Below are 22,736 nucleotides of genomic sequence, written 5' to 3' on the forward strand. Positions count from 1 at the left end.
AAATATGAGTGATATGAGTTCTACATTATCTAATAGTAATGATATATTTTCATTCAACATTGATAATATAACAAATGATCCTGTAGGTGGATTTAAAAAGACTCTCGAGCTAATGTTCGGGAATTGGATTTATGGCGGGAGTGACGTTAGTCTATTCACAGAAATTGGAAGCTATTTTAATTCAATAGCCATGATTTTGATTTCTGTAATAGCTTCTTATTATGTTATTTTTAATGTAGTTAAAGTAATGCAAAAAGGAAGTATAAACGACACTCTAACTTACTTAGTGATGAAATTTTTAATAATGTCAGTGTTATTAGCTCCGATACCTTTTAACAACAAAACAGGGATTTCTGTTATACAATATAGTGTTGTTAATCTTGCAAAAATGGGGAGCAACATTGCTGATAAACTGGGTTATAAAATATCATCAAATTTAACTCAGATTAGTTTCGATAGTGCTTCAGCATCTGCTAGTTTTGATAATTCAAGAAAATTATTAAATATAGCATATTGCAATTCTGGTTTAGATAAAAATAACGAACAAAGAAAGAGTATGTTTTATTATTATAAAAGCAATGTGTATACAAACTCATCTAGTTTAATGAGTGTGTATGATGGATCAGGAACAGTCCAATTTGGCTTATCCGGTGGAATTTGTGGAAGCTTTTCGGCTAACAAATCTGATTTAGAAACTACAGATGATATTAAAAATGTTAATAAAGGAATTCTAGAATTAAACACACGATACTTAGACAGAATTTATAATGACATTATTATAAAATCATGGGATTATTCTAAAGACGATTTTGAAAATGCATTAATGCAATTAGATAAAGGAAATAATACAGGGTCGTTAAAAGTTTTAGATAACTCAAAAAATGCGTTCTTAAAAATAATCAATGATTACAATCGCGATTATAATACAAAAGTTGTTAACTCATTAAATTCTAAAGCATCTAATAAAGAATCACCAATGATTTTTTCAATAAAAGATGGTGAAATTGTAGGTCAAATGAAAGAAGATTTTTATAAAAAAAGCGGTTGGATGTATTTATCAAGCGAATATAAAAACATGTCGTCTTCTTTTGCACAAAAACAAAAAATATCTGACAGCTTTATAAATTCTCTTATTTTTGCTAATCCAAATGGTTGTCGTGACGAACAAGGTTTATTCGCATATTTGTTCAGTGATGGAAAAAGTTGTAGGTATGATCATGAATTTAAAAAAGCGGAAATCATCATAGATGAAACAAACAAATTGGTTTTACAATCAAATTCAGCGAATGACGTTAAAATGTCGGCAAGTTGTAACAACAAAAATTGCGATAAAAATGTACTAGGCTCTTCTACAACTGACTTTATCAGAACATCTTTTTTATCGGCTTCTTCTTCTGACGCTGACAGCTCACTAGGCAGAAAAGCGTTATCTGCTTTGTCATGGGGAAAAGGCGATGTGTTCATGATGAACGATACAAATAAAGCCCTAGATGGAAAATCGCTACAATTTACTGACGCGATCGGCACAATTTCAACAATGGGGTTTAGGTTAAAAAGTACAACTTATATCGTAGATGCAATGCTACAGCTTAGTTATGGTGGGGCCTCCTTAGTGGGTGCAATTCCATATGTTGGGCCAGCTGGAGAAACGCTCATAAAATACACATTAGACCCAATAAGAATTCTAAACTCGTTTCTCGCAACAACAGCTAACGTCGCTTACATTTCAATACCTTTAATGCCTGTGATCATTTTTGTTTTTGCAGTAATTTCATATGTTTTAATAGTGCTAGAAGCGTTTATATGCGCTCCTATAGCGTGTGCTTTAGGGTGTGTTGACTCAGGTGAAACAATCATAAATCAGAGCTTCCAACGCTTCTTAAACCTCATAATTGCAGTAGTTCTACGCCCATCTCTCACAGTCGTAGCGCTACTGATTTCGATTATGATGTCGAACTGGGCGTTCACGTATTTCAACCAAATGTATTGGTTCGTGATGAGTGACATAGTGAGCAATATTGATCTAGGTGGACTTGTTTTCAGCATTATTATGTGGTTTTTATTAAGTTATTCAATATTAAATAGCTGTTTCAAAATCATGATTAACTTTCCGGACAATTGTTTGGAATGGATCGCAGGGGGCTTGAACAGAAAATTTGGCAACGATTTAGACAACGAAATGCTTTCTTCTATTCAGCAGAATGTTAGCGGAACAGCGATAGAAAAAGGCATTGTACAGAAAGCAGGATCAATTAGAGAAAATAGAATTAAAAAGAAAGATGAGAGCAATAGCTCAAAAATCAGAAAACATTGATCACAACCAAAAGAAACCCCAAACCCAGCCCTTAGGGCTGGGTTTTTTGTGAGCAATACAAACGTTGTCATTTACTCGTACGAAATCATATCTAAGTATTTTTTCTTGCTTTTGGGCGTCGGCCCTGCGCTATAAACATCATACGTCAAGTCACCTCTTTCATGCCCAATGATGGATTTTAATGTAGTCGACGGGCAGTCTAGACGCTCTAACAAGGTAGTAACTGTTTTTCGTATCGAGTGAAATGTATGTTCTCTTCCAAAGCCCATCTCTTTTTTCATACGTCCAAATTTTTTAGATAGATTATCTGAACGTCTGTTATATTTATTTTTACTGTTGCTTTTTATCAGATATTCATCTTTTGATTCTTTTATCATTCTATCAATGTGTTCTTCAAGATTTTTGTGGATAGGAGTTTTTCGAATACCAGCATCGGTTTTCGACTCATCTATATCGAAGCATTTAACACCATCTTCAATAATTATTGAATTTTTATCAAGTCTACAAACTTCTTCTATCCTACAACCTGTATACATTGCTATTAAAATCATATCTCTAACATCATAAAAACCTTTTTCTTCTGATTTCTCTAAAAGTTTCACTACATCATCTTTATCTAACGCTTTATAACTCATTTTCTTACTTTTGAATGAAAGCTCATGATTTAAAAAAGGGTTAGGTTCTTTTTTAAACTTTTTGATAAAATCTTTATCATATTTAAATAAATATTTGTAAATAGAACTACATGCCAATAAATATTGCTGTTGTGTTTTTGCTGTTTTATCACTCATACTTTCAATATATTTAACGACATTATGAAAGTTTAAATCTAAGTCTTCCTTTTTTATAAAAGAGTTGAAATGTTGTATTTTTGACAACATGGAATCAATCGATCTATCTTTTAGTTCCTTTACCTCTGTTAAGAATTTTTTATATTTTTTTATTCTCGAATCAGTGAATTCTATTTTAGTTTTGATAAAGTCTTTATTACCATATGATTCATTTATTGATTTTGTTGCTTTTTCAACAAGTTCTTTATTTTTATCTCTTTGAAATTCTTTCAAAAGCTCATCTTTCATTAAATCAACAGGCAGTACATGTTTTAATGTATATAATTCATTTACTTTTTCAGCGCTTAATTCATTGTTTTCATTAAGGTTTTCTTTGATATTATTATGGAATAGATCTAATTTTTTCATGTTTTCATGATACTTATCTTCTGATTTATCAAATTTTTCTTCTATTTTATCTTTTAGTTCACACATAATGTCAATTGCTTCTGATAGTGTTATTCTTTTATTTTTTGAAATAATTTCATCTACTATCTCTTTATTTCTACGTTTTTTAGATGCAATAAGCATCTCGTTTAAAGCAGATTTTATAAATATAAAACTTTCATTCTTATCTAACTCAAAACAAGCTATATTTGCCTTTTCACGTTCTTCTTCTATTTTTTTCTTAATTTCAATTAAATATTCAAGCTTTAACGTTTCAGCAGTAGATTTTTTTCTTGTTTTTAATGATTTTTGAATTTCACGCTTTCCGTTAAAAATGTGACGTACATCTCTTGGTATTGCTATTCTCACATGCCATATCTCATTTCTCTTGATCAGATTTTTAGCCACTTTGCAACCCTTGTATAGCAAATATGTCATTTTCTATGAGCAGTTGAAAGTACAATACCAGTTTGTAGCATATTTTTGTAGCAAAACAGCTCTACAGCCCGCTAGATACCGTGTTTTCTAGCCTACAGACGAATGGAAAACGAGTCCCACGCTCGGCACCATTTTCTATCCTCTGGATAGCCCTGATTAAGCCCGAAGTCGCTAACCATGCAGACTTCGGGCTTTTTTCATTCCTCCACATTGCCCCTCACTGCCCCCATTACCCTTCCCGTTTATGTATACCCACGTGTACACTTGTACAGACATACAGGGGTAGGTGTACATGAAACGATCTCAAATCAAACGACGCCCTTTGGCCGACACAGTTCTTGCCTCTCTCGAACCCGAAGAGAGGGACTACCGAGAGCTGGACGGGAACGGTCTGTATTTCCGGGTCAAAAAGAATGGCGCAAAGAGCTGGAACCTTCGATATAAAAAAGCTGATGGGAAATGGTCTTGGCTAGGTCTCGGGGGATTTCCTGCCGTATCAGGTAAAGCCGCTCGGCAGAAAGCACAAGAGCTTCAACAGCTGGCAAGCGATGGCATCGACCTGTCAAGCTATCGACAGGAACAGAACGCATCGGCCAAACAGGTGTACACGTTCGCCCAGTCAGCAGAAACATGGTTCGAGCGTAAACAACAAAGCGGTCTATCTAAAGGCACCCTCCGGCAGATGCGCTTGTATCTTGATCGCGACATCTTGCCAGCGCTAGGAAACAAAGACATCACAGCCATTACTCGTGGTGACTGCGCGGGTGTACAAGCAGCCATCGAATCACGCAATGCTCACGTGATTGCAGGAAAGGTTCGACGATGGGTCTCTCAAATATTCTCTGAGGCAATCGCACGTGGCCGATGCGAGCTGAACCCCGCATCAGAACTACGCCATATTGCAGAATCAGGGCCACGCACACAGAACTACCCTCACCTGCTGGAGCACGAACTGCCAGACTTTTTGAAAGAACTCCGGAATGGCACTGCAAGGATGAGATTTCTGACTACTGCTGCGTTACGCATGGTGCTGATGACGGCTAGTCGCCCCGGAATGGTCCGGCATGCGGAATGGAAGGAGATAGACCTTTCTCGAGGCCTATGGACGATAGATAAGCAGAAAATGAAAATGAGGAGGGACTTCGTATGCCCCCTGCCACGTCAGATAGTTGAAACGCTGCGGGAGGTGTACGAATTAAGCAATCGATCGCGCTACGTCTTTCCAGGCATTGGCCACGTTAACTCAATGATGAGCGAAAACACGATCAACAAAGCCATCGCGACGATCGGCTACAAGGGAAGGATGGTGGGACACGGCTCCAGACATACCGCATCGACACTGCTGCGGGAGCATGGCTGGAACCGTGATTATGTGGAGATGCAGCTGGCTCACGTTGAGCCCGGCACTGCTGGCGTCTACAACAAGGCTGCATACGTAGATCAGCGCACGGCAATGATGCAGTGGTACGCAGACTATTTAGACGCTTTAGAGGAAGGGTTGTCAGAGGCAAGAAAAAGAAGGTTTGACGATGCGGTGAACGTAGCGCCCTATCCACTGTGAGAAAGAGCTCGTTCCATAATCGCTTCGCTATACGCATAGATATCAGCCAAGCGAAAACGCACAGGAGCCGTACGTCCGGGACTTTCCTTGAAGCCCTTTGGGCAATCAGGGTCACTGCTCCTACGCCTGTCGAACTCCGAGATACTCAGGCCGCAGATAGACGCGGCCTCTTTCTTGCTCACCTGCACATATCGCGGGTCAATCCACTGATTAGCTTTCATGTCGCCTCTTCCAAAAAATTGCCCGCATGGGCGGGCCACAGACATAAAAAAAGACGCTCAAGGCGTCTGGCGTTAGAACAGGTCTTCTATTGGCACGACGGCCATTTTCCCGTTGAACACGCCCCCAAGATCGAGATACCGGACATTGCCTAACCACTCAATGCACTTCGTTGGCGTGTGCCCCACGATCACGATGTCGATCCCCTCAACGAGTGATGTGTCACGTCGATCAATTCGTGAGCGCCCCCAGATAACCTGCATACGTTCGTGATCAGTAAGGCCGTCTGTTTTCCATTCGCTTAGCGGGTCGGCGTGCATGATGCCAGCCGCTCCCTTTGAGGTTTCCACCTCAATGAACAGCGGCAGGCTGCCGGCAGCGTCGTTAATGAGGTTTCGGCACTCAGTTGGGTCGTCATCAACCAATGCCCACAGCCCGCCATTCCCGATCCAGCAGTCGGCGGCCGGACCATTCCCTTTAAGCGCTCCGAGCGCCATCGACTCATGATTGCCCATCACAGCGTGAAACCAAGGCTCATATACCAGCTGCAGGCACTCTTTAGAGTTGGGGCCGCGATCAATCAGGTCGCCCACGCTGAATAGCCGGTCCTTCTCTTTATTGAACCCGACCTTTTCCAAGCAGGCGTTGAGCATGTCTAGGCAGCCGTGGATGTCGCCGACAACGTAATCGGTTCCGTCGTGATTGATGCCGAACTTCTTGACGCTAGTTATGGCAGGTTTATCGGATTTCGATAAACTCCCTACATCTGGCCGTTGCTGCTTGGTCATTACACTATCCTTTGTTGGTTTTGGCGGCGGGGGCTTAAATGAATGACGCTCCCGCCTCTTTCGCCTAAGCACTTCTTTTTCTAGGTCAGCCGCTGCTTTCGGCTTCCCTTCAACGGCAGCCGCAAATGCGAAGGAGGCGGCCAAGGAAAGCGCGGCGTACCCGACCACCTTCAGGGCTTCAATCATGCTTGCGCCCCTCTTCTCAGCATTCTTGCTGCACTCATAGCCTCTCCAGCCTCCATGCCGCCGCCCTGCATTCTTCTAAGCTCTTGCTATCAAATAGCGCCACAGCCTCGCCGTTGTGCCGCCGTGCATAGACGCTGTAGAACTCCCGCTGCACATCGTCCGGCATACAGCCCAGCGGCCATGACTCGACGCCGCCTACAAGCCCTATCGTCGATGGCTCCATAGCGCACTCGCGTATCTCGAATCGCACGGCTCGGTGACGACCAAATACCCGTCGGTATATGCGCTCTGCTCGCTTCATGCCGCTGGGCTGCCGATGCCTCATAAGACTGTCGATCTGCGGCCGCCAGTAATCGCTCTCGAATATGATCACGCTCACCTCCTGCCAATAAAAAAGCGCCACCCTATTGGATGACGCTATGCGAACATGTCTTGCTGCCGTTGGTGTATAGCCGTTCTTGGCGATAGCCATAAACACTCTGTTCTAGATACCGTCCCTGCGTTTGACGAGGCCTGCACATCCAGCGTCGCAAGACTCCACCCTTTTAGGATGTCCCTGTAAAGCTCACTGTCATACCCGCTTAGCACCACATAACCATCCAATCTAGTCAGTGCCTCTAGCAGATCCTCATGATCATGATCGGCCATCTCATGCCGGTATGTTGAGCCAGCGGTGTTCCTTGTCTCGTGTACGTAGGGCGGATCAACGTAGTGCAAAGCCTTTTCGCGATCATGGCGCTGCAGGATCTCGAGTGCCGGACGGTTCTCGATGAGCACACCCTGCAGGCGATCCGTGAACTCAGAAATGGCGCTCTGGTAGCCAACCCATGTGCCAGCAATACGGCCTCGGGGGCAGTTCTCGCCGGTAAAGGTTCGAAAGCCACACGTCTTGGCCGTTGCTGCCGCCGACCCGAATCCCGATGCTGCACGAAAGAGAGTGCGACGGGCTTGCTCTATAGGGTCGCTGCAGGGCTCGCCCGCCAGCTCGAACTCGTCACGAGCATAAGGGGTAAGGCGGCACTGCCGTGCGAGACGCTGTGCCTGCCATGGGTCGCGCAGCACTCGGAAAACGTTGACGATGCTGCTGTCTAGGTCGTTGTACACCTCATGCTTCACCCGAGGAGCGCGCATAAGCACCCCCGCACTGCCACCAAAGGCCTCGGTATATACCTCGTAGCTCGATACTGGGGGAAAGTGCGAGATTATCCACGGGGCCATGCGCCACTTCCCGCCGTGGTAGCGCATGACAGGTGATGTTACGGCCATGACTATCCCGCTTTAGGAGTAGATGTATGGCTCTCAACGGAAACGATGCGCCGATCGTCTTTGATCGAATGATTATCCAGCATGGCCCTCACCAGCACAGACCAGTCTTCCTGCGGGTAGCGCGTGCGGATGCGTACTGTGATTTCGTGCTCTGTTGTTTGCTTCATTGCTTACTCCAGATATGAAAAAACCGCCGGGCGGCGGTTGGTGTCCATTTATCTAGTTAGAAGAACAAATTTTTCCCTTGCAGAAGAGTTTTCTTAATCTCTCTACGACGCTTGGGGCTTTTTATTACCCTGCGCTTGTCTTTCAGGTACTCTTCAACGCTTTTCTTGTGGCTTTCGTCATCATACATATACCGCTTTACTTCTTCCCATACCGGCGGCCAGTACGGACTAGGCGAATTGCGGTGCATATTTTTTATCATTGTGCGAATTCGCTTGGCATAGCGGTATGCTTCGCTTTTCGAAGGCATTGGATGAACGCCATCGCCATCTTCAACACACCATAGAATTGTGTCAGCCATTGTGTTGTGCTCCCCGTTGTCGTCACCCCGGCGTCAACTCATCAAGACAGGCCTCTATATCAACCATATCCATAGCGGAAATATTTGCCTCTGCTGGCCCTTTTCCTTTATCAGCAAATCGGATTGCTTCTGCGATAGATCCCGCCAGACTATCTAAAAGAGCCAGCTTTCTACTGACGTCTTCCCACGAGGCAAACGGCACTGCATATCCGTCCTTTGAATTTTTCCAAGAGGACATGTGAGAAAATAGCTCGTCTACTACCGCTGACCTTCTGTCACGCTCAAACCAGATTGTTACGGTCAATTTATCAATACTCATTTCGAAGCCTCCATGACAAAAGGCACCTCTACAACGGCAAATGATCGCTGGCTGTCGCTATTTCGCGCTGCTGCAGATCGTGCATTCTCAACATTGCTGTATGCCGCGATGGGAGAATTTAGCAGTCCTTGCTCCATCACTTCGCACACAGCAAATATCTGCCAACATTCGATGCCAGCATCGCGAATGCGCGATTTACTCACTTTTGATATGCCTTTAGCTGATGCGTCAGGCTTCCCGTGCATGCAGTCAATGCAGTTGCAATCAGTCATGGTCTCTGTCCCGGTAGATAAATAGGCTCATAGTCTGGAAGGTGCGGCATCAGCGGCACCTTAGATGGGTAGTTGCCAACCATCAGAATGGAATTTCGTCGTCAAAATCGTCGAAACCCTGCGGTGCGCCATGCTGGGGCGCTGTGGTGCCGCCACTCTGCTGTGCGTACTGATTCGGCTGCTGGGGCTGATATTGCTGCGGTTGTTGGGCTTGCTGGGGCCGCTGCTGATTCTGCTGCGCGGGCTGCTGAGGTTGGTAGCCGCTCTGTTGTCCCTGCTGCTGGCCACCGTTCCGGCCATCCAGCATCTGCAGATCGTTGATGACCACCTCTGTCGAGTATCGATCCGTGCCGTCTTGCGCCTGCCACTTGCGCGTCTGTAGCTTGCCTTCGACGTAAACCTTGCTGCCTTTGTGGACGTACTGCTGGATGATCTCGGCGAGCTTGTTGAAGGCGACACACTTGATCCACTCGGTGCGCTCCTGCTTCTGACCAGTATTCTTGTCTGTCCACGACTCGCTTACCGCGATTGAGAAGTTCGCCACCGGATTACCCGATGGCAAGAACCGGATGTCGGGGTCTTGCCCGACGTTGCCAATGATGATGACCTTATTTACACCGCGTGCCATGCCTTAGTCCTCTGGATATGCTTCACGAAAATCGTTCATTGCGTCGTCATACCAATCCCAGTTATCTACCCCGCCATTGCGCAGGCAGTTGAGCATGTACTGGTCGCGCATCAGTTCCTCATACTCTTTGCGTGGGATGGTCACTGTGTCAGTCTCGACGGGGGATTTTTGCTGTTCATAACGGGCAGCGGCAGCAGCAATCTTGCTAGTGCCGATCGCTGACTGGGCGGGCACTTCTTCTTTCTGCTGGACCTGTTGTTCTTGCTGTTGCGCTGCCCGCGCCTCTTCTTCCTGACGGATATGGGCACGCTCTGCCTCCAACCGCTGGCGCTCAGCTTCTTTGTGCTCGGCGATACGTGCCTTAATCGTTGCCAGCAGATCATCGGCGGCTTTGCTCAACAGGTTCTGCTTGTCAGCGAACAGGAATTCATAGCCTTCCGACTGTTCGGCCAACAGCTTTGCATTGATGCTGATGCGATCGGCTTCTTGGCGTGCGTCAACTTGAGCGCGGGCTACTTCGCTACTCGCTGCATCCTGAAGGGATGTAATCGTTTTCTTCCCTTTCATGGCACCAACGACATCAAGCGTGGTGAGGATTGGAACAGGCAGGTCAAGAGAAGAAAGCCAGTTTGAAAACCACTCTTCCGCTTCACGCTGAATGGCAAAGCGCCGATTGTCTTTCTCGGTCTTGACCAGCTTATCTAGCTGCAAGCGCTTCTGGCGCATTGACTCTTTCAAGGTGTCCATCGCGCGGAATAGCTCATCAATGGATGCCGTCTTCTCAAGCGCTGCTTTCTTGCTTGTGTCGATCCGCTTCTCGCCATCTTTGAGCCACTTCACTGCGCGCTCAGCATCAGCGAAGTCCTGATCGGTGGACAGCTCAGTCTTGATGCCTTCGATCAGTGCCTGTGCTGACGCTTGGAACGCAGGAAGGTTGCTCGACTTAACTCCACCGCTGATCAGAATGTCGAGGCGCGGCAACTCACCTACTTCTGCCCCAACGGCCTGAGTTTGCTGCTGTTCTGGCTGATAGGCTTTCAGATCGCTTTCGAACTGATCCCATCCGGCGATTAGCTGCTTAATACGCTGCTCATCGCGCTCGTACCACATATGAACGCAGTTCTCACGAGTGCCGTCTGACGCCATGAACAGACAACGCTCGGCACCCGTCACGTACAGCTGCTGATCCATCTGCACTTTGTAGTGCTCGGCCAAATTGCCAGCAGGGACACAGGAGCGAAGATCATCGTTGATATGCTTGTGCTCCCAGATGGCATCTTCGAGCATCGTGCAGCCGTCCATGCTTGCCAGTAGACGTGGATCGTCATCGCTAATGCCGGTGACGGGGAACAGCTCTTCACCGATGATTTCTTCGGCAATGGGCCGCGCCGCCGCCTCTGCTGCATGCCCCTTATCGAACACCTTTTGCTGTGCTCGCGTTACGTCCGGAGTCACGCCGGTGTGCTTCATCTTGAGCAGCGCTGTGCGTGACTGGTACTTGCTGACACCGGCCATGGCAGGCGCTTCGGATGCCGTAAAGCGTTCTTGGCGCAGCGCATGCCATTCGGGTGTGCCCTGCTGCACTTCGCAAATAATCATGCCTGCACCTCCATAATCTGCTGTTTCTGCTCTTCGGTAAGCGCGCCCTTGCTGCCAACCATCTTCACGATCTGCTCAGGCGTGCGTTTGCCCGCCTCAATGGCGGCCTGCCACTGGGGGAAGTTCTTGTCGAACGATTCTTGCGGGTAGTAGGCGATCTGAGCGGGGGCTGGTTCGTTACGCGGCGGGGTAATATCAATCTCTTCGTCGATATGGGACTTGCCTAGCATTTCTTCGGCAGTAGGCTCGCTGCCAATCTCTGGCCATGCCTTTCGTAGCGCTTGCGCCTCTGCACACTTTGCTAGCTGCCCAAATGGCCGCTTCTTCCACATTGCGTTGGGCGCGTCAGTCTTGCTGCTGGCTGTAGCGTAGTTTTCTAACCAGTACTCTTTAGACGTGAACGCAACACGCTGGCCGCTGATGATTTTATAAACGGTGTACTTACACCATTCTGGGTAGCGAACCGTAATTTGCTGCCCTTGGTTGTATGGGTGGTCAAAGTGCGCCTCTATAGTCGGCCCAAATTCAGGCTCGTCGGCACCAGCGTAGTTTTTAGAGCGATCAGCTTGGATGCGGTACATGCCAATGCCGGGCATCGGGACGTCACGCCACTCTTTTTGCCCTGTCTGGGCATTCTTAACTTGCATCGGGACGAGATGGACAGGCTTGAGCATGAAGTCCAGCTGCCTTGAACGGCAGTAATCAACAGCCAGAAGTACAGACTCGGTCCGCGCCCCCGGATATAGCGTGTTGCACAACGCATTCCACGTTGATTCGTCTATTCCGCGCTGTGCCAGCGATTGGTTTTGGCTGGCCCATGTAGAAACTTCGGTTGTCATGCGATATTCTCCTTTCGATTATGCTTCGCCGTGTAATCACCCGGCGGCTACTTCCAATAGCCGCCATCTCACTTCTGTTTGCGCTGCCATGCCGCTTCCCGCTTTTGCTTATGCTGTTCCTCTTCCCGCTGCCGACGCTTTCCAGCATGTGCGCCTGAATTGAACATCAGGATCGCCACCAGCACCGGAAGCCATAGCGCTATTACCCACTGAAACCACGTCATAACCACCTCACACCCACAAAAGAACGATCACCACTGCGGCTGCCCACAGCGTCCAGAACAGAGCCTCACGCATAGCGGCGCGTCACTTCTTCCTGTGCTTCCTGACTGACCGTGTCGTAGATGAACTGGTCAAGCACGGCCAGTGCCTTGCGTGCCCGCTCGCGCCCATCCGATCGCCCTAGCTGCTCCGCTTTTAATGCAAGGTGCAAGTCAGCCAGCAGCGGCTGTAAATCAGCCGGATCGGTGTGTTCATCCAGCGCTTCGGTGATCGCCTTGCGACTGCGTTCGTGATGATCGACGTTCGTCATCTGGTCGATCGTGTCGTCTACCTGACGCTGCCAGTTGTCCGATGCGATCCACGCAGCCTCTCGCTGCCCTTGCGCTAGATCGCAGTGCGCTTCGTATGATCGCGCGACGTTCATGCCGCCTCCTTACGCTTTCTCAACCAGATACGGGAACAGGATGTTGTCGGCTTCGTGAAGCGCTTTGCGGGCTTTCCATTGACGTGCCCGCACATCGTTGCGTGGCAGCTCAGCAAGCGCCCTCTCCTGCGCCTGCTTCTCCAGCAGCACAGCGGTTCGGTGAACGATGGCCCGCGCCTCAGCACTGCCTGCCAGCTCGGGATCGTTGAGCATATCCATTGGCCTCATGGTTTCCTCCGGACATAAAAAAACCGCCAGATGGCGGTGGTTAACTATTCGACGATGAATGGCGATTCGCCTTTGCGGAACACTTTGCCCATAAATTCTTCTGATGCTTCCTGTAAGATGCTCCAGTGCAATTCCGCGAATGATTTGTGCGGCAGCATTACCGTTGAAAACCCGCACTGATTACAGAAAACAGCCACCTTTCCGCCTTCCCAATTGCAAGCTGGATATCCTCCGCACTTGCATCTAATCCCCTGTGGTGGGCCGTCCAATCTCGGCGCTGGCCTCACTTCCACAACACGATCTGGGCTTAGCTTTCGCAGCGCTCTGTACTCTGCCTCAGCCCCTTTGGCATCTTTGCTCTCGATCGGTACAGCGAAGTTCCATATATCTTTGTCGGTCTTGCATTCGTAGATCGGCATACCTTCACCCTTGAACACATGCTGAGCTCAAGTCATCTCAGCAGCTCATCACGCCGCATTGAATGATCAGTGCTACCGGTTCGGTTACCGGCCCCTCAACCTTGCATGCCTTCCACTTGGTTGCGATTGCATGCGATACGACGTCGAGCGCTTCGCTGTCGTCGTCGAGGCCGTGGTATTTCTGATGCGCCGCCTTGAGCGTTTCGACTTCGCCTGGCGTGGCGTCCACGACGTACATATCAGCCGTGGCCGGTACGTCTTCCCAGAAGATCAGTGCTTTCATTTCCTTGCCTTCTTTTACTTGGTCATCACCCGGGAAGTTAACGCCCAGCGACTGCATGAAACCCCGTGCAGCGCTGCCTTTGAGATGCATCGACGTTCCCGATTTGCGACGCTTAATAGCGATACTGCTAGACGCCTTACCCATAGCTTTCTCCAACAAAAAAGCCCTCACATGGAGGGCACAAGCGGGGGAATGATTGCCGGCATTCTCAGCCCCGGCAGGCTATCAGCTCACTATCGCAGCTAGCGCGTGTTACCCGGTTGCCGACTCAGTGAATCGACAGCCGTGGTAAGTCCCGCTCTTTCGCCACTGGCGCGGGCACCAGCCGATGGTCATCTCGGCTTGCACATTGGCTTGGCCGTGCTGCTACTGGGAGGAGTTCCAGATCATCGCTACACAGGGTTGCGGGCATGTGCCAGACCTATTAATTCGTGGCTATAAATAGCCGTGGCGCCGCTCAAGCTCTTCTACGCGAGCCTCAAGAAGATCGCGCTCTTCTGAAAGATCACTCCAGCCTCCAAAGATGGTTCTGAACTCACCTTTCTGACCCGCTCTGCTGCTCATCGCTGATGTCAGCTGCTGAATGATTGAGGGATTAGCGACATCTTGGTCGTTGAACTCAATTACTGCGGTGAAGCGACGAATTGTCATTTTGGTGCCTCCTATTAATTCGTGAAGAGGTGGCAGGTACTGATCTCCTGCATTGCCGCGGGGGTTGTTCGCCTTTATCCGCACCGAACCTTACCTTGGCAAAGGTGGCACTCGGTTCTGCGTATCAGCCTACGCATTCACCGCTTCCGAATGCGCCCTCTCTCGAAGGCGCTGGCCGCTGTTACCTTCCCCACCTGCGGCTGGGGTATTCATTCACGCCAGCCCCTCACTCTCTAAAAGCCTACGGGATGACGTGGTAATCCATTGTTAAAGAGCTGCCGATGGGTGACTCCCCGATCGACAACGACAGTATCACGATTTGTGTTTTATCTGTCAACCACGTTTTGTGATATTCATAGAGATGCATCCGCATGCCTTTGAAATAAAAAGGGCTGGCTGTATTTTTGAAGCACAAAAAAGCCCAGCGCTTGGCTGGGCTTGGGGAGGGACATCTATTGGCTAGATTCCGCCATACACTTCGTCGATATGCCTGAAGAATTCGGCGCCATCTTTATTGCTGAACAGCAGGGAATCTGAATCAGGAAGCTGCACCTCAATCGGCCGCCCCTGTTTGGCAAGCCCTGTGAGATAGTCCTGTCCAGCGCCAGTGGCTATATGGAAATACACCTCACCGTCACCGCAAAGAGCCTCAGCCCTCACAGGCACACCAGAAACTATAAGAGGAGCCGCCTCAACGGGGCTGTTTGGCTCTTGAGGGTAATGCCTCGCAGCACACTCTTGGTGTCGGCCGCTCTTAATCACAACCGTTGAAATCTCGGGACCGGAACTACCTTCTCTTTCGATAAAGGTAATTGACGCCCTCCCTTTGTCATCGGTGATAATCGTACGATGGGGATTGCTTCTATCCATCTGCCAGTCAGACGCTGACGCAGTTAGCGTGATGGATGCTCCCGCGACCAGCAGGACAAGCCCTTTGATAATTTTCATATCCCTTTCCCCATCCTTGCGATTTCTTGCGCGGCATCGCCCCCCGACCTATTTGCAAAAACGTATTCTCCGACACCTTGCAGCTGCATTTTTATGTCTGCATTTGATCTTATTGCGTCATTAAGAACCTTTTGTCCGGGCTGCGAATCCATCGCGACCAATAAGTCGTTACCCTTGCAAACCGCTCTAGCCCGAACCTTTTTGCCATTGATGAAGATCGAGGGATACGCATCTGAATTAGCCCCCATTACAAGCGGATGCTGCTTTTGGAAACAGCTGTCAACGTCTTTTATCCTGACGAGGCTTTTGCTAAAAAAAGGGATCGTTCGAACCCCTGGTGCAGGCATGAATACTTCAAACGGCGCTCCCTCCGACCTCAAAACTGCGCCATCTTTCTCCATTGTCCAATCGGCACTAGCCCCACCCGCCAGCGCCATCAGCGCCGCACCTACGATCAGTCGTTTCATACTCCCTCCTTTTGGGCCATTGTATCAGGAGGTAAAGGTGGCAAGGGCTGGGCTTTGGTATAGGTATGAAAAAGCCCCGCGCGGTGACGGGGCTGCTTTGCATAATAATTAAATAAATTTAAAATATCATCCTTTCCTTTTGCTATTTGCAACATACAAAGTGTCGGTCAAAGATGATTTATATATATCTTCATCTAAAAATCTAAGTAGATTTTTTAATTCCGTTCTTTCAGTAGGGAATTTTATTTTTTCGTTTCCGTCTTCATCTTTTGAAAACTCTATAGTAACATCAAGCTCTAGAGCCTTTTGTTTTAATATATCGGGACTTAAGTCTTTCACGTTTCCTTCGTTTAGAATATACGATATTTTTTTTCTGCACCAGTCATCAATAATTCCGCCATCGTTTCTTTGTTTATTATCATAGCCAACAAATTTCTCTTCGTTAAAAAATTTATCAACATCTTCTGCTGTTGCTTCCTTGAAATAAATATCCATATCAAAGATACGTCTTGTGTTGTGCAAGTTTCTAAATAGAAGATTTAGGCTTTCTTCTTTATTATTCTTTTGGATTACAGCTGTTAACTTAGAGTCTAAAGAGAAAGCCACTCCCTTAACGTTGATAAAAGAGTCTCGAGCAAAAAGCAAGGTAAACTTCTGGCTCAACACTTGCCTGCGGTCAAATGTTTGGAATCCGACACAGATATCATCATCATGTTCAATACAAAAGAAAAATGCTTTTATTTCAAGAAGGTCTTCGCTTTCTGGAGCCCAAGCATTTATCCCAGCCGGATCTTTTACAGCGTTTATTATTCCATCAATATCTTCAAAATCTTCTATTTTAAAAATCTCGTGAGTATCTGGCTTGTACTGAGCCTCAAGCTCATGACACTCTTCATACCCCAAAAAGTCTGCCATTTGGTCATTTGCATTGTATTCAAGATCTTCTTGAGCACTCCTGTTTATTACAATTTTTCTGATCCTAGGGGCGCTGTTTGTTAATGTAAAAAGTTCCATCGGATATCCTTATCCTATCTAGTTTAAATTTCTTTCTTCTTAGCTTCAACTACTGTATAGGGAGTCGCATATGCAACTCTCTTGACATCTGAAATATTAACAATGTTTTTATTGGTTATCAAAAGAAGGCACCCTCCTGTAGTTATAGTTACTTCATAAAATTTGTACCTACACAAAGATAATATTGGATTTGAATAGAATGATTTTGAAAAATATATAAATATAAAAAAAGAGACAACAAAAAATATACCGATAGGCTTTGAATAAAACGCTTCCGTTGTACTAACAAGAGGCATTAAATAAGAAACAAAGTACCCTGATATTTCTTTATCCGCGGGCTTGAAACTTGTAATATTTATACTTTCTGAATAAGTTTTATATTCCACAAACCGAAGGGTTATTAAGCATGAAACTGCTGTAATTACAGCTGCAATAGCAAATGATGCACATATCAAATAGTCGCCCTGATTTAATGCTATATAACCATAGGTCAAAAACACGGGCGATATGCAAGATAAAGTCAAAAATAATTTTGGTAGCGGCCCGAGAGTATCCATAATCACCTCTAAATATTTAAGTCGAACTGTACAAAAACACAGTGTACGCCATTCGACAGATAAATACTCGCTCAATTAATGTAGATGAGATCTATGCTCATTGCATACAAAAATCCCCCGGCATTGCCGAGGGATATTGTGCTGTTACGAAGCTTAATGCCAGACGGCCGACGACCAGAACACCCTTCCTAGCACCCTAAAGCCGTCGCCCACCTCCACTTCCTCATCGCCGTAGGATGGGTTGGCGCTGCGTAGTAATACTTTGCCGCCCGGCAGCCGCTGGAGAATCTTCACGCGTAGCAGGCCGCCGTGGTCGACCGCATACATCTTGCCATCAACGATAGCCGTCTGATGCGTATTGATGCCCACTGTGGCGCCATTCGGCAGGATCGGCTCCATAGAGTCGCCAGAGATGCGGCAGCACGCTGCAGCGCTAGGCGTAACGTCCGCGCTGCGCAGGATCTGGCGGTGAAAACGGATAGGCGCCTTGGACACTTCTGCAACCACGGTAGTGCCGCTGCCTGCGGACAGTTCGACTTCCCCGAAGAACGGTACGTCCACTTCGTCATCTTCTGGCGCTTCGCCGTCTACCCACTCGCGCACCGTGCCGCTTTTAAGGGGTGTGGCCGCCCCATCTTCGCCGGTCCACAGCCATGATTCAGACACACCAAGTACCGACGCAAGAATGCGCACATCATTGCTTTTAGGTTCGCGTTTGTCTCTTTCGTAGTTAGAGACACGGCCCTGAGAATCCCAACCGCAAGCCTTTGCAAGCTGAGGCTGCGTCATCCCTTTCGCCTTGCGCGCCTGGGCAATTCTTTCGCCGATAGAGCCTTTTGTAGTGTCTGTCATGTCACTGCTTCTAAAGAAAAATTCACTTTAACGTCATCGTGTGTTTAGCCACGAGAATATTACCACAATGCGTGATAAACGCTATCGACGTTTTGTGTTTGTATGGAACACATTTTGTGATAAAGTCGTGTAGAAAACATGGAACAGAGCCACATATGGACATTAAAGCCCTTCGTAATAGAGCGGGAATCACCCAAAAAAAGCTGGGTGACATGTGCGGGCTTAGCCAGACGGCTATCGCTAATTATGAGGCGGGAATTAGAAATATCAGCCTTGGAAACGCCATGAAAATCGTAAGCGCTCTAAGGAAGCGTGGCATCAAGGTCTCAATGCGGGATCTGGAAGAAGTGTCACGAGCAATCAAGTAAACGCAAAAACGCCCGGACATCTGGGGAGATGGGGCCGGGCGTTACTCAAAAGAGCGAGTAACAGTATGAGTAAACAGATACAAGATGTCCAGCGAGGTGCAGCATGAGCATGCTTCTGACGGCCCAAGCCTTTAGGGTCAAGGTAGGAAACGCTGCACGCAAGCTAGTGCTGCTCAAGCTGGCGGACAACGCTAACGATGAGGGCGAGTGCTGGCCTTCGTATCAGCACATTGCTGACCAATGTGAGATCAGTAAGCGTTCGGCAATGAATCACATTCAGGCGCTTTGTGACTGCGGGCTGGTGAAAAAGGTTGTCAGGAAAGGCGGCCCTAAAGGCAATTCTTCAAATATCTATTTGATAACTCTAGGTGGTGAAAATTCTGCATCAGGTAGTGCAACCACTGCACCCCCTAGTGCAAACGATTCACTAGGTAGTGAAACAGATGCACTACCCCCTAGTGAAATGGTTGCACCCAGAATCAGTCACTCTTCTGAATCAGTCATTGAACCTATCAATGAACCTGTTGCACCGGGGGCTGACGCCTCCGCTGCTGGGCCGGTTTCCGGTGAGATCATCCCTGCTGAACCGATCGAACCGAAACGCCCCCGGGTCGACATCCCTGCTGACATGCCGGGACCGAAAGATCAGAGCGCGAAAACGTTTCGTGCTTGGGCCAACTACGCCATGGCCTACCGCCACCGCTACGACGCATGGCCGATCTGGAACGCTCGCACTGCCGGACAGCTCAGCCAGTTGGTCGACCGAGTAGGTCATGACCTCGCCCCTGCCGTGGCGGCGTGGTACCTGCGGACGAACAATCAGTTCTATGTCACCAAGGGCCACCCCGTCAGCCTAATGCTGACCGACTGCGAAACCCTCGCAGTGCAGTGCCAGACAGGCCGTCAGGTCACCGCGACCAAGGCGCGCCAAACCGATCGTACCCAGTCCAACCTCAGCGCCGTCGAGGAAGCCAAGGCGATGATGCGTGCACGCCGTGAGCAAGCCGGAGGCGCTGCATGCTGACCGCTGACGGACAAGACCGCCTGTTTGAATTACTGGGCGCCACGATGGAAGTCATGGGGCAGGAATATACCCCCGCAGCGCTGCTGCTGATGGTCAGCGACCTGTCAGCCTATCCGCTGAACGAAACACAGCATGCGCTGGCGCGCTGCCGATCGGAGATCAAGGGACGCCTGACGCTAGCCAGCATCGTTGAGCGCATCCCGTCGGCCAATGCGCACCTTCCGGCAGCAGAAGCATGGGCACTGGCGCTGTCAGGGCAGGACGAGTCGGAGACGATCATCTGGAATGGCGAGGTTGCAGGGGCTATGGCCGATGCCCGCCCGATTCTCGCTCTCGGCGATAAGGTCGGTGCCCGCATGGCGTTCATGTCGTCTTACGAACGCCGCGTTGAGCAGGCTAAGGCCGAAGGGCGTCAGCCCAACTGGACGGCATCGCTTGGCTCTGATCCAGCACGCCGCCAAGACGTCATTGAGCAGGCCGTGGAGCAAGGCAGGATCGCGCCAGAGCAAGCCAAGGGGCTACTGCCCTCGCCTGATCGCCTTGAGGCCAAGCTGGCGCTGCCGCCGTCACCCGAGGAGCAGGAACGCCGCCGACGCAACGCCAACCGGATGATTCATGAAATGCGACGCGTCTTATCAAGCGACTCAAGAAGCGACCTGATAGCGCAAGAGCGCAAGCACGAACGAGAACAACAAGAGCAACGTCGCCAGCAGTTACTGGCGCAGGCAGAGGGGGCAAACCAATGAACAATCTAATCACTCACCAGCTGACCATGACCAGCCGCGACATTGCCGAGCTGACCGGCAGCCGACACGACAACGTGAAGCGCACCATCGTTCGCCTCGCTGAGCAAGGCGCTATCCAGCTTCCTCCATTGGAGGAAAAGCCCGTCACTGGCGGCCGCCCGGGTGCTTTGTACGTTTTTAGCGGTGACCAAGGGCGCCTTGATTCGATCACCGTTGTTGCACAGCTATGCCCGACGTTTACCTCTGTTCTGGTGCGTCGCTGGGATGAACTGGAGCGTCAGGTTGCTAAGCCCGCCTTGCCTGACTTCTCGAACCCAGTCGCCGCCGCCCGCGCATGGGCAGACGCCGAAGAGCGCCGCCTGCTGGTGCAGCAGCAATTGGAGGAAGCGAAGCCAAAAGCCGAGTTCGTTGATCGTTACGTGAACGTTGGCACTGGCAGTAAGACATTTCGACAGGTGGCGAAGCTACTCGACGCGAAAGAGCGTGACCTGCGCCAGTTCCTGCAAGATCGCCGCGTCATGTACCGCCTCAATGGCGAATGGGTCGCATATCAGCAGCACATCGATGCCGATCGCTTCGAGACACGCACCAGTCAAGCCGAGAACGGCCATGTGTTCAATCAGGCCAAGTTCACGCCCAAGGGTGTCGCATGGATCGCAGAGCTTTGGAACAAACGCAACGAGGTGGCCGCAGCATGAGCATTGAGACACTGGCAATCGACTACATCAACGCCCGTATCGCGCGTCGCGCTGCCAAGGCCGCTTACCGTGATCGCCGCACAGCATTCCTGTTGGCCTGCCCTATTCAGGGCTTCACGTCGGGCTATGACCACCTAGATCACATGAACCCGCGCCACCGTGCAGCGATCGCCGCCACTGATCCGGAATGGGAAGCCTATCAGGAAGCGGTACGCATAGAGCGTCTGGCACACCAGCGCCTTGAGCGCGCAGTACGGAGGGCATCGAAATGAAGACTGACGGGCTGGTTATGACCCCTTTCCTTGATCCGGAAAGCGCCCTTGAGGAAGCCGAATTCCTCTCGCGCACAGAGCAGAAGACGTACTGCATCATCCGCCGTAAGCAGTACATGTTCGTCGTGACGGCTGAGGCCGCACGCATCGGTGCGCATCAGGTAGTCGCTGAGATATCGGCCATGAATCGGGTCAACGAGAAGGCGGTCGCATGAGCAAACAACAGCCCGTCTACATGCGCGCAGTGCGATTGGTCGATCCGACCACAGGTGCGGAGGTGTCGGCCTTCATCCCTGCCAGCGCTACCGATGCCACTATCGTGCGTGAGCGTGGCGTGAAGATCGGCACCACCCTGCGTTGCGACATGAAGCAGCCACGCAACCTGCAGTTTCATCGACTGGCGCATGCACTCGGCCAACTGGTGGCGCAGAACATTGACGACTTCACAGGCAAGAACGCACATGACGCGCTCAAGAAACTACAGACCGACTCAGGCGTTGAGTGCGATATCACCCACACCGACGTACCCGGGTTTGGCGTACTGGTCAGCAAACAGCCCCGCTCCATTGCCTTTGACCGGATGGACCAAGGGCGTTTCTTCCAGCTAATGAGCGAGCTGTGCACCTACATCGCCAAGACCTACTGGCCACAGTGCACGGCAGAACAGATCGAGGAAATGGCACTGGCCATGGTGCAGGAGCGAGCAGCATGAGGATCGTATCAAAGGCCATGCGCGCATCCGCACGCGACGAGCGCTGCACGCTGGGCATTCTAGGCATCTGCAATGAGCGAACGGATACCACCGTGCTGTGCCACTTGCCCAATGAGTCACATGGCCTGGCCCGCAAGAGCGATGACCTGTCGGCCTGCTATGGCTGCTCGGCATGCCATGACGTGATTGATGGACGTGTGCCGTGGCCATCCGAAGAGAAAGCCCACGCCGAGTGGTATATGCGTCGCGCACAAATCCGCACGCTGGTACGCATGGTGGAAAAAGGCATCATCACCATCAAGGGAGTGGCGGCGTGATTCAGGTCTTCGTGCCCTACCTTGGCCCGTCACTCAACAGCATCTATGCGGGCGTTCACTGGGCAACTTGCAAGAAGCATGTTGACGCAGCCCACAAAGCAACACAGATCGCTGCGCGCGGGCTAGAGCCGATCACCTGCCCTGTTCACCTGACACTGCAACCGGTGCTGGGCAAAGGGAAACGCCGCCTCGACTGCTCCAACTACGGCTATACCCTCAAGCTGATTGAGGATGGCTTGGTGCGGTCGGGGCTACTCAAAGACGACACGCCTGACTACGTGGTCAGCGTACAGACATTGGCACCGATCCGTGACCCTAAACGCGGCTCCGGTGTGTAGGTAATAATTCAAGAAGTAGCCGAG

The 22,736-nt window shown here is 49.5% G+C and carries 32 protein-coding genes and 1 pseudogene; 12 read left to right on the forward strand and 21 right to left on the reverse strand.

Going from position 1 to position 22,736, the window contains the following annotated elements:
* Positions 1-4 precede the first annotated feature (4 nt).
* Complete coding sequence (locus ACMHYW_RS08270) at positions 5-2,314, forward strand: DotA/TraY family protein (protein ID WP_414499521.1); 2,310 nt, start codon at positions 5-7, stop codon at positions 2,312-2,314.
* Between the two features lie 71 nt (positions 2,315-2,385).
* On the opposite strand, the gene ACMHYW_RS08275 is transcribed toward ACMHYW_RS08270, so the two are convergent.
* Positions 2,386-3,939, reverse strand: a complete 1,554-nt coding sequence (locus ACMHYW_RS08275; RefSeq protein ID WP_414499522.1) for a tyrosine-type recombinase/integrase — start codon at positions 3,937-3,939, stop codon at positions 2,386-2,388.
* Between the two features lie 322 nt (positions 3,940-4,261).
* On the opposite strand from ACMHYW_RS08275, the gene ACMHYW_RS08280 reads away from it, so the two are divergent.
* Positions 4,262-5,530 carry a tyrosine-type recombinase/integrase gene (locus ACMHYW_RS08280; protein ID WP_414499523.1) on the forward strand — a complete coding sequence of 423 codons (1,269 nt, stop codon included), beginning with the start codon at positions 4,262-4,264 and terminating at the stop codon, positions 5,528-5,530.
* A gap of 293 nt (positions 5,531-5,823) precedes the next feature.
* Here ACMHYW_RS08280 and ACMHYW_RS08285 read toward each other — a convergent pair whose 3' ends face one another.
* The 20 genes from ACMHYW_RS08285 to ACMHYW_RS08380 form a co-directional block, all read right to left on the reverse strand.
* The gene (locus ACMHYW_RS08285; RefSeq protein WP_414499524.1) at positions 5,824-6,723 is read right to left on the reverse strand and encodes a metallophosphoesterase; all 900 of its coding nucleotides are present in this window, start codon (positions 6,721-6,723) and stop codon (positions 5,824-5,826) included.
* A gap of 417 nt (positions 6,724-7,140) precedes the next feature.
* Positions 7,141-7,941 (reverse strand): DNA adenine methylase, encoded by an 801-nt coding sequence (locus tag ACMHYW_RS08290; RefSeq protein WP_414499525.1) that lies wholly within the window; start codon positions 7,939-7,941, stop codon positions 7,141-7,143.
* A 50-nt stretch (positions 7,942-7,991) separates the two neighbouring features.
* Positions 7,992-8,156, reverse strand: a complete 165-nt coding sequence (locus tag ACMHYW_RS08295) for a hypothetical protein (protein WP_414499526.1) — start codon at positions 8,154-8,156, stop codon at positions 7,992-7,994.
* Positions 8,157-8,212: 56 nt separating this feature from the next.
* Positions 8,213-8,515 (reverse strand): hypothetical protein, encoded by a 303-nt coding sequence (locus tag ACMHYW_RS08300; RefSeq protein WP_414499527.1) that lies wholly within the window; start codon positions 8,513-8,515, stop codon positions 8,213-8,215.
* Positions 8,516-8,537: 22 nt separating this feature from the next.
* Positions 8,538-8,834: a hypothetical protein gene (locus tag ACMHYW_RS08305; RefSeq protein ID WP_414499528.1), complete on the reverse strand. Its 297-nt coding sequence runs from the start codon at positions 8,832-8,834 to the stop codon at positions 8,538-8,540.
* Complete coding sequence (locus ACMHYW_RS08310) at positions 8,831-9,106, reverse strand: hypothetical protein (protein ID WP_414499529.1); 276 nt, start codon at positions 9,104-9,106, stop codon at positions 8,831-8,833. The genes ACMHYW_RS08305 and ACMHYW_RS08310 overlap by 4 nt, the downstream gene beginning before the upstream one ends.
* 82 nt (positions 9,107-9,188) lie before the next feature.
* Positions 9,189-9,734 (reverse strand): single-stranded DNA-binding protein, encoded by a 546-nt coding sequence (ssb, locus tag ACMHYW_RS08315; protein ID WP_414499530.1) that lies wholly within the window; start codon positions 9,732-9,734, stop codon positions 9,189-9,191.
* A gap of 3 nt (positions 9,735-9,737) precedes the next feature.
* Complete coding sequence (locus tag ACMHYW_RS08320) at positions 9,738-11,333, reverse strand: lambda-exonuclease family protein (RefSeq protein WP_414499531.1); 1,596 nt, start codon at positions 11,331-11,333, stop codon at positions 9,738-9,740.
* Positions 11,330-12,172: a phage recombination protein Bet gene (gene bet, locus ACMHYW_RS08325; RefSeq protein ID WP_414499532.1), complete on the reverse strand. Its 843-nt coding sequence runs from the start codon at positions 12,170-12,172 to the stop codon at positions 11,330-11,332. Before bet ends, ACMHYW_RS08320 begins: the two co-directional genes overlap by 4 nt.
* Before the next feature lie 68 nt (positions 12,173-12,240).
* Positions 12,241-12,396, reverse strand: a complete 156-nt coding sequence (locus ACMHYW_RS08330) for a hypothetical protein (RefSeq protein ID WP_414499533.1) — start codon at positions 12,394-12,396, stop codon at positions 12,241-12,243.
* A 65-nt stretch (positions 12,397-12,461) separates the two neighbouring features.
* Positions 12,462-12,818 (reverse strand): hypothetical protein, encoded by a 357-nt coding sequence (locus tag ACMHYW_RS08335; RefSeq protein WP_414499534.1) that lies wholly within the window; start codon positions 12,816-12,818, stop codon positions 12,462-12,464.
* A 9-nt stretch (positions 12,819-12,827) separates the two neighbouring features.
* On the reverse strand, positions 12,828-13,046 hold the full coding sequence (locus tag ACMHYW_RS08340) for a hypothetical protein (RefSeq protein WP_414499535.1): 219 nt from the start codon (positions 13,044-13,046) through the stop codon (positions 12,828-12,830).
* Positions 13,047-13,090: 44 nt separating this feature from the next.
* Entirely contained in the window at positions 13,091-13,465 is a 375-nt protein-coding gene (locus tag ACMHYW_RS08345; protein ID WP_414499536.1) for a hypothetical protein, read from the reverse strand.
* A 37-nt stretch (positions 13,466-13,502) separates the two neighbouring features.
* Positions 13,503-13,892, reverse strand: coding sequence for a hypothetical protein (locus ACMHYW_RS08350; protein WP_414499537.1), 390 nt, complete (start codon positions 13,890-13,892; stop codon positions 13,503-13,505).
* Between the two features lie 291 nt (positions 13,893-14,183).
* Positions 14,184-14,399, reverse strand: coding sequence for a hypothetical protein (locus ACMHYW_RS08355; RefSeq protein WP_414499538.1), 216 nt, complete (start codon positions 14,397-14,399; stop codon positions 14,184-14,186).
* A gap of 459 nt (positions 14,400-14,858) precedes the next feature.
* Positions 14,859-15,347, reverse strand: a complete 489-nt coding sequence (locus ACMHYW_RS08360) for a hypothetical protein (RefSeq protein WP_414499539.1) — start codon at positions 15,345-15,347, stop codon at positions 14,859-14,861.
* Entirely contained in the window at positions 15,344-15,814 is a 471-nt protein-coding gene (locus ACMHYW_RS08365) for a hypothetical protein (RefSeq protein ID WP_414499540.1), read from the reverse strand. The genes ACMHYW_RS08360 and ACMHYW_RS08365 overlap by 4 nt, the downstream gene beginning before the upstream one ends.
* Before the next feature lie 126 nt (positions 15,815-15,940).
* Positions 15,941-16,828 carry a hypothetical protein gene (locus ACMHYW_RS08370; protein ID WP_414499541.1) on the reverse strand — a complete coding sequence of 296 codons (888 nt, stop codon included), beginning with the start codon at positions 16,826-16,828 and terminating at the stop codon, positions 15,941-15,943.
* Positions 16,829-16,851: 23 nt separating this feature from the next.
* Positions 16,852-17,385 (reverse strand): hypothetical protein, encoded by a 534-nt coding sequence (locus tag ACMHYW_RS08375; RefSeq protein ID WP_414499542.1) that lies wholly within the window; start codon positions 17,383-17,385, stop codon positions 16,852-16,854.
* 153 nt (positions 17,386-17,538) lie between these two features.
* Positions 17,539-18,237, reverse strand: a complete 699-nt coding sequence (locus ACMHYW_RS08380; RefSeq protein ID WP_414499543.1) for an XRE family transcriptional regulator — start codon at positions 18,235-18,237, stop codon at positions 17,539-17,541.
* A 155-nt stretch (positions 18,238-18,392) separates the two neighbouring features.
* On the opposite strand from ACMHYW_RS08380, the gene ACMHYW_RS08385 reads away from it, so the two are divergent.
* From ACMHYW_RS08385 to ACMHYW_RS08430, 10 genes and pseudogenes are all read left to right on the forward strand, one after another.
* On the forward strand, positions 18,393-18,605 hold the full coding sequence (locus ACMHYW_RS08385; protein WP_027705973.1) for a helix-turn-helix transcriptional regulator: 213 nt from the start codon (positions 18,393-18,395) through the stop codon (positions 18,603-18,605).
* Positions 18,606-18,714: 109 nt separating this feature from the next.
* A pseudogene (locus ACMHYW_RS08390) lies at positions 18,715-18,849 on the forward strand (helix-turn-helix domain-containing protein); the annotation flags it as partial.
* A 219-nt stretch (positions 18,850-19,068) separates the two neighbouring features.
* A complete protein-coding gene (locus ACMHYW_RS08395; RefSeq protein WP_414501519.1) occupies positions 19,069-19,629 on the forward strand; it encodes a hypothetical protein in 561 nt (186 codons plus the stop codon).
* Complete coding sequence (locus ACMHYW_RS08400) at positions 19,623-20,375, forward strand: hypothetical protein (protein ID WP_414499544.1); 753 nt, start codon at positions 19,623-19,625, stop codon at positions 20,373-20,375. Before ACMHYW_RS08395 ends, ACMHYW_RS08400 begins: the two co-directional genes overlap by 7 nt.
* The gene (locus ACMHYW_RS08405) at positions 20,372-21,073 is read left to right on the forward strand and encodes a phage antirepressor KilAC domain-containing protein (protein ID WP_414499545.1); all 702 of its coding nucleotides are present in this window, start codon (positions 20,372-20,374) and stop codon (positions 21,071-21,073) included. The genes ACMHYW_RS08400 and ACMHYW_RS08405 overlap by 4 nt, the downstream gene beginning before the upstream one ends.
* On the forward strand, positions 21,070-21,345 hold the full coding sequence (locus ACMHYW_RS08410) for a hypothetical protein (RefSeq protein WP_414499546.1): 276 nt from the start codon (positions 21,070-21,072) through the stop codon (positions 21,343-21,345). Before ACMHYW_RS08405 ends, ACMHYW_RS08410 begins: the two co-directional genes overlap by 4 nt.
* The gene (locus ACMHYW_RS08415) at positions 21,342-21,560 is read left to right on the forward strand and encodes a hypothetical protein (RefSeq protein WP_414499547.1); all 219 of its coding nucleotides are present in this window, start codon (positions 21,342-21,344) and stop codon (positions 21,558-21,560) included. The genes ACMHYW_RS08410 and ACMHYW_RS08415 overlap by 4 nt, the downstream gene beginning before the upstream one ends.
* Complete coding sequence (locus tag ACMHYW_RS08420) at positions 21,557-22,057, forward strand: hypothetical protein (RefSeq protein WP_414499548.1); 501 nt, start codon at positions 21,557-21,559, stop codon at positions 22,055-22,057. Before ACMHYW_RS08415 ends, ACMHYW_RS08420 begins: the two co-directional genes overlap by 4 nt.
* Complete coding sequence (locus ACMHYW_RS08425; RefSeq protein ID WP_414499549.1) at positions 22,054-22,374, forward strand: nuclease domain-containing protein; 321 nt, start codon at positions 22,054-22,056, stop codon at positions 22,372-22,374. The genes ACMHYW_RS08420 and ACMHYW_RS08425 overlap by 4 nt, the downstream gene beginning before the upstream one ends.
* On the forward strand, positions 22,371-22,712 hold the full coding sequence (locus tag ACMHYW_RS08430) for a hypothetical protein (protein WP_414499550.1): 342 nt from the start codon (positions 22,371-22,373) through the stop codon (positions 22,710-22,712). The genes ACMHYW_RS08425 and ACMHYW_RS08430 overlap by 4 nt, the downstream gene beginning before the upstream one ends.
* The last annotated feature ends 24 nt before the right edge of the window (positions 22,713-22,736 follow it).

This window comes from Zymobacter sp. IVIA_12111.31 C1, from assembly GCF_047495495.1.
GTDB lineage: Bacteria > Pseudomonadota > Gammaproteobacteria > Pseudomonadales > Halomonadaceae > Zymobacter.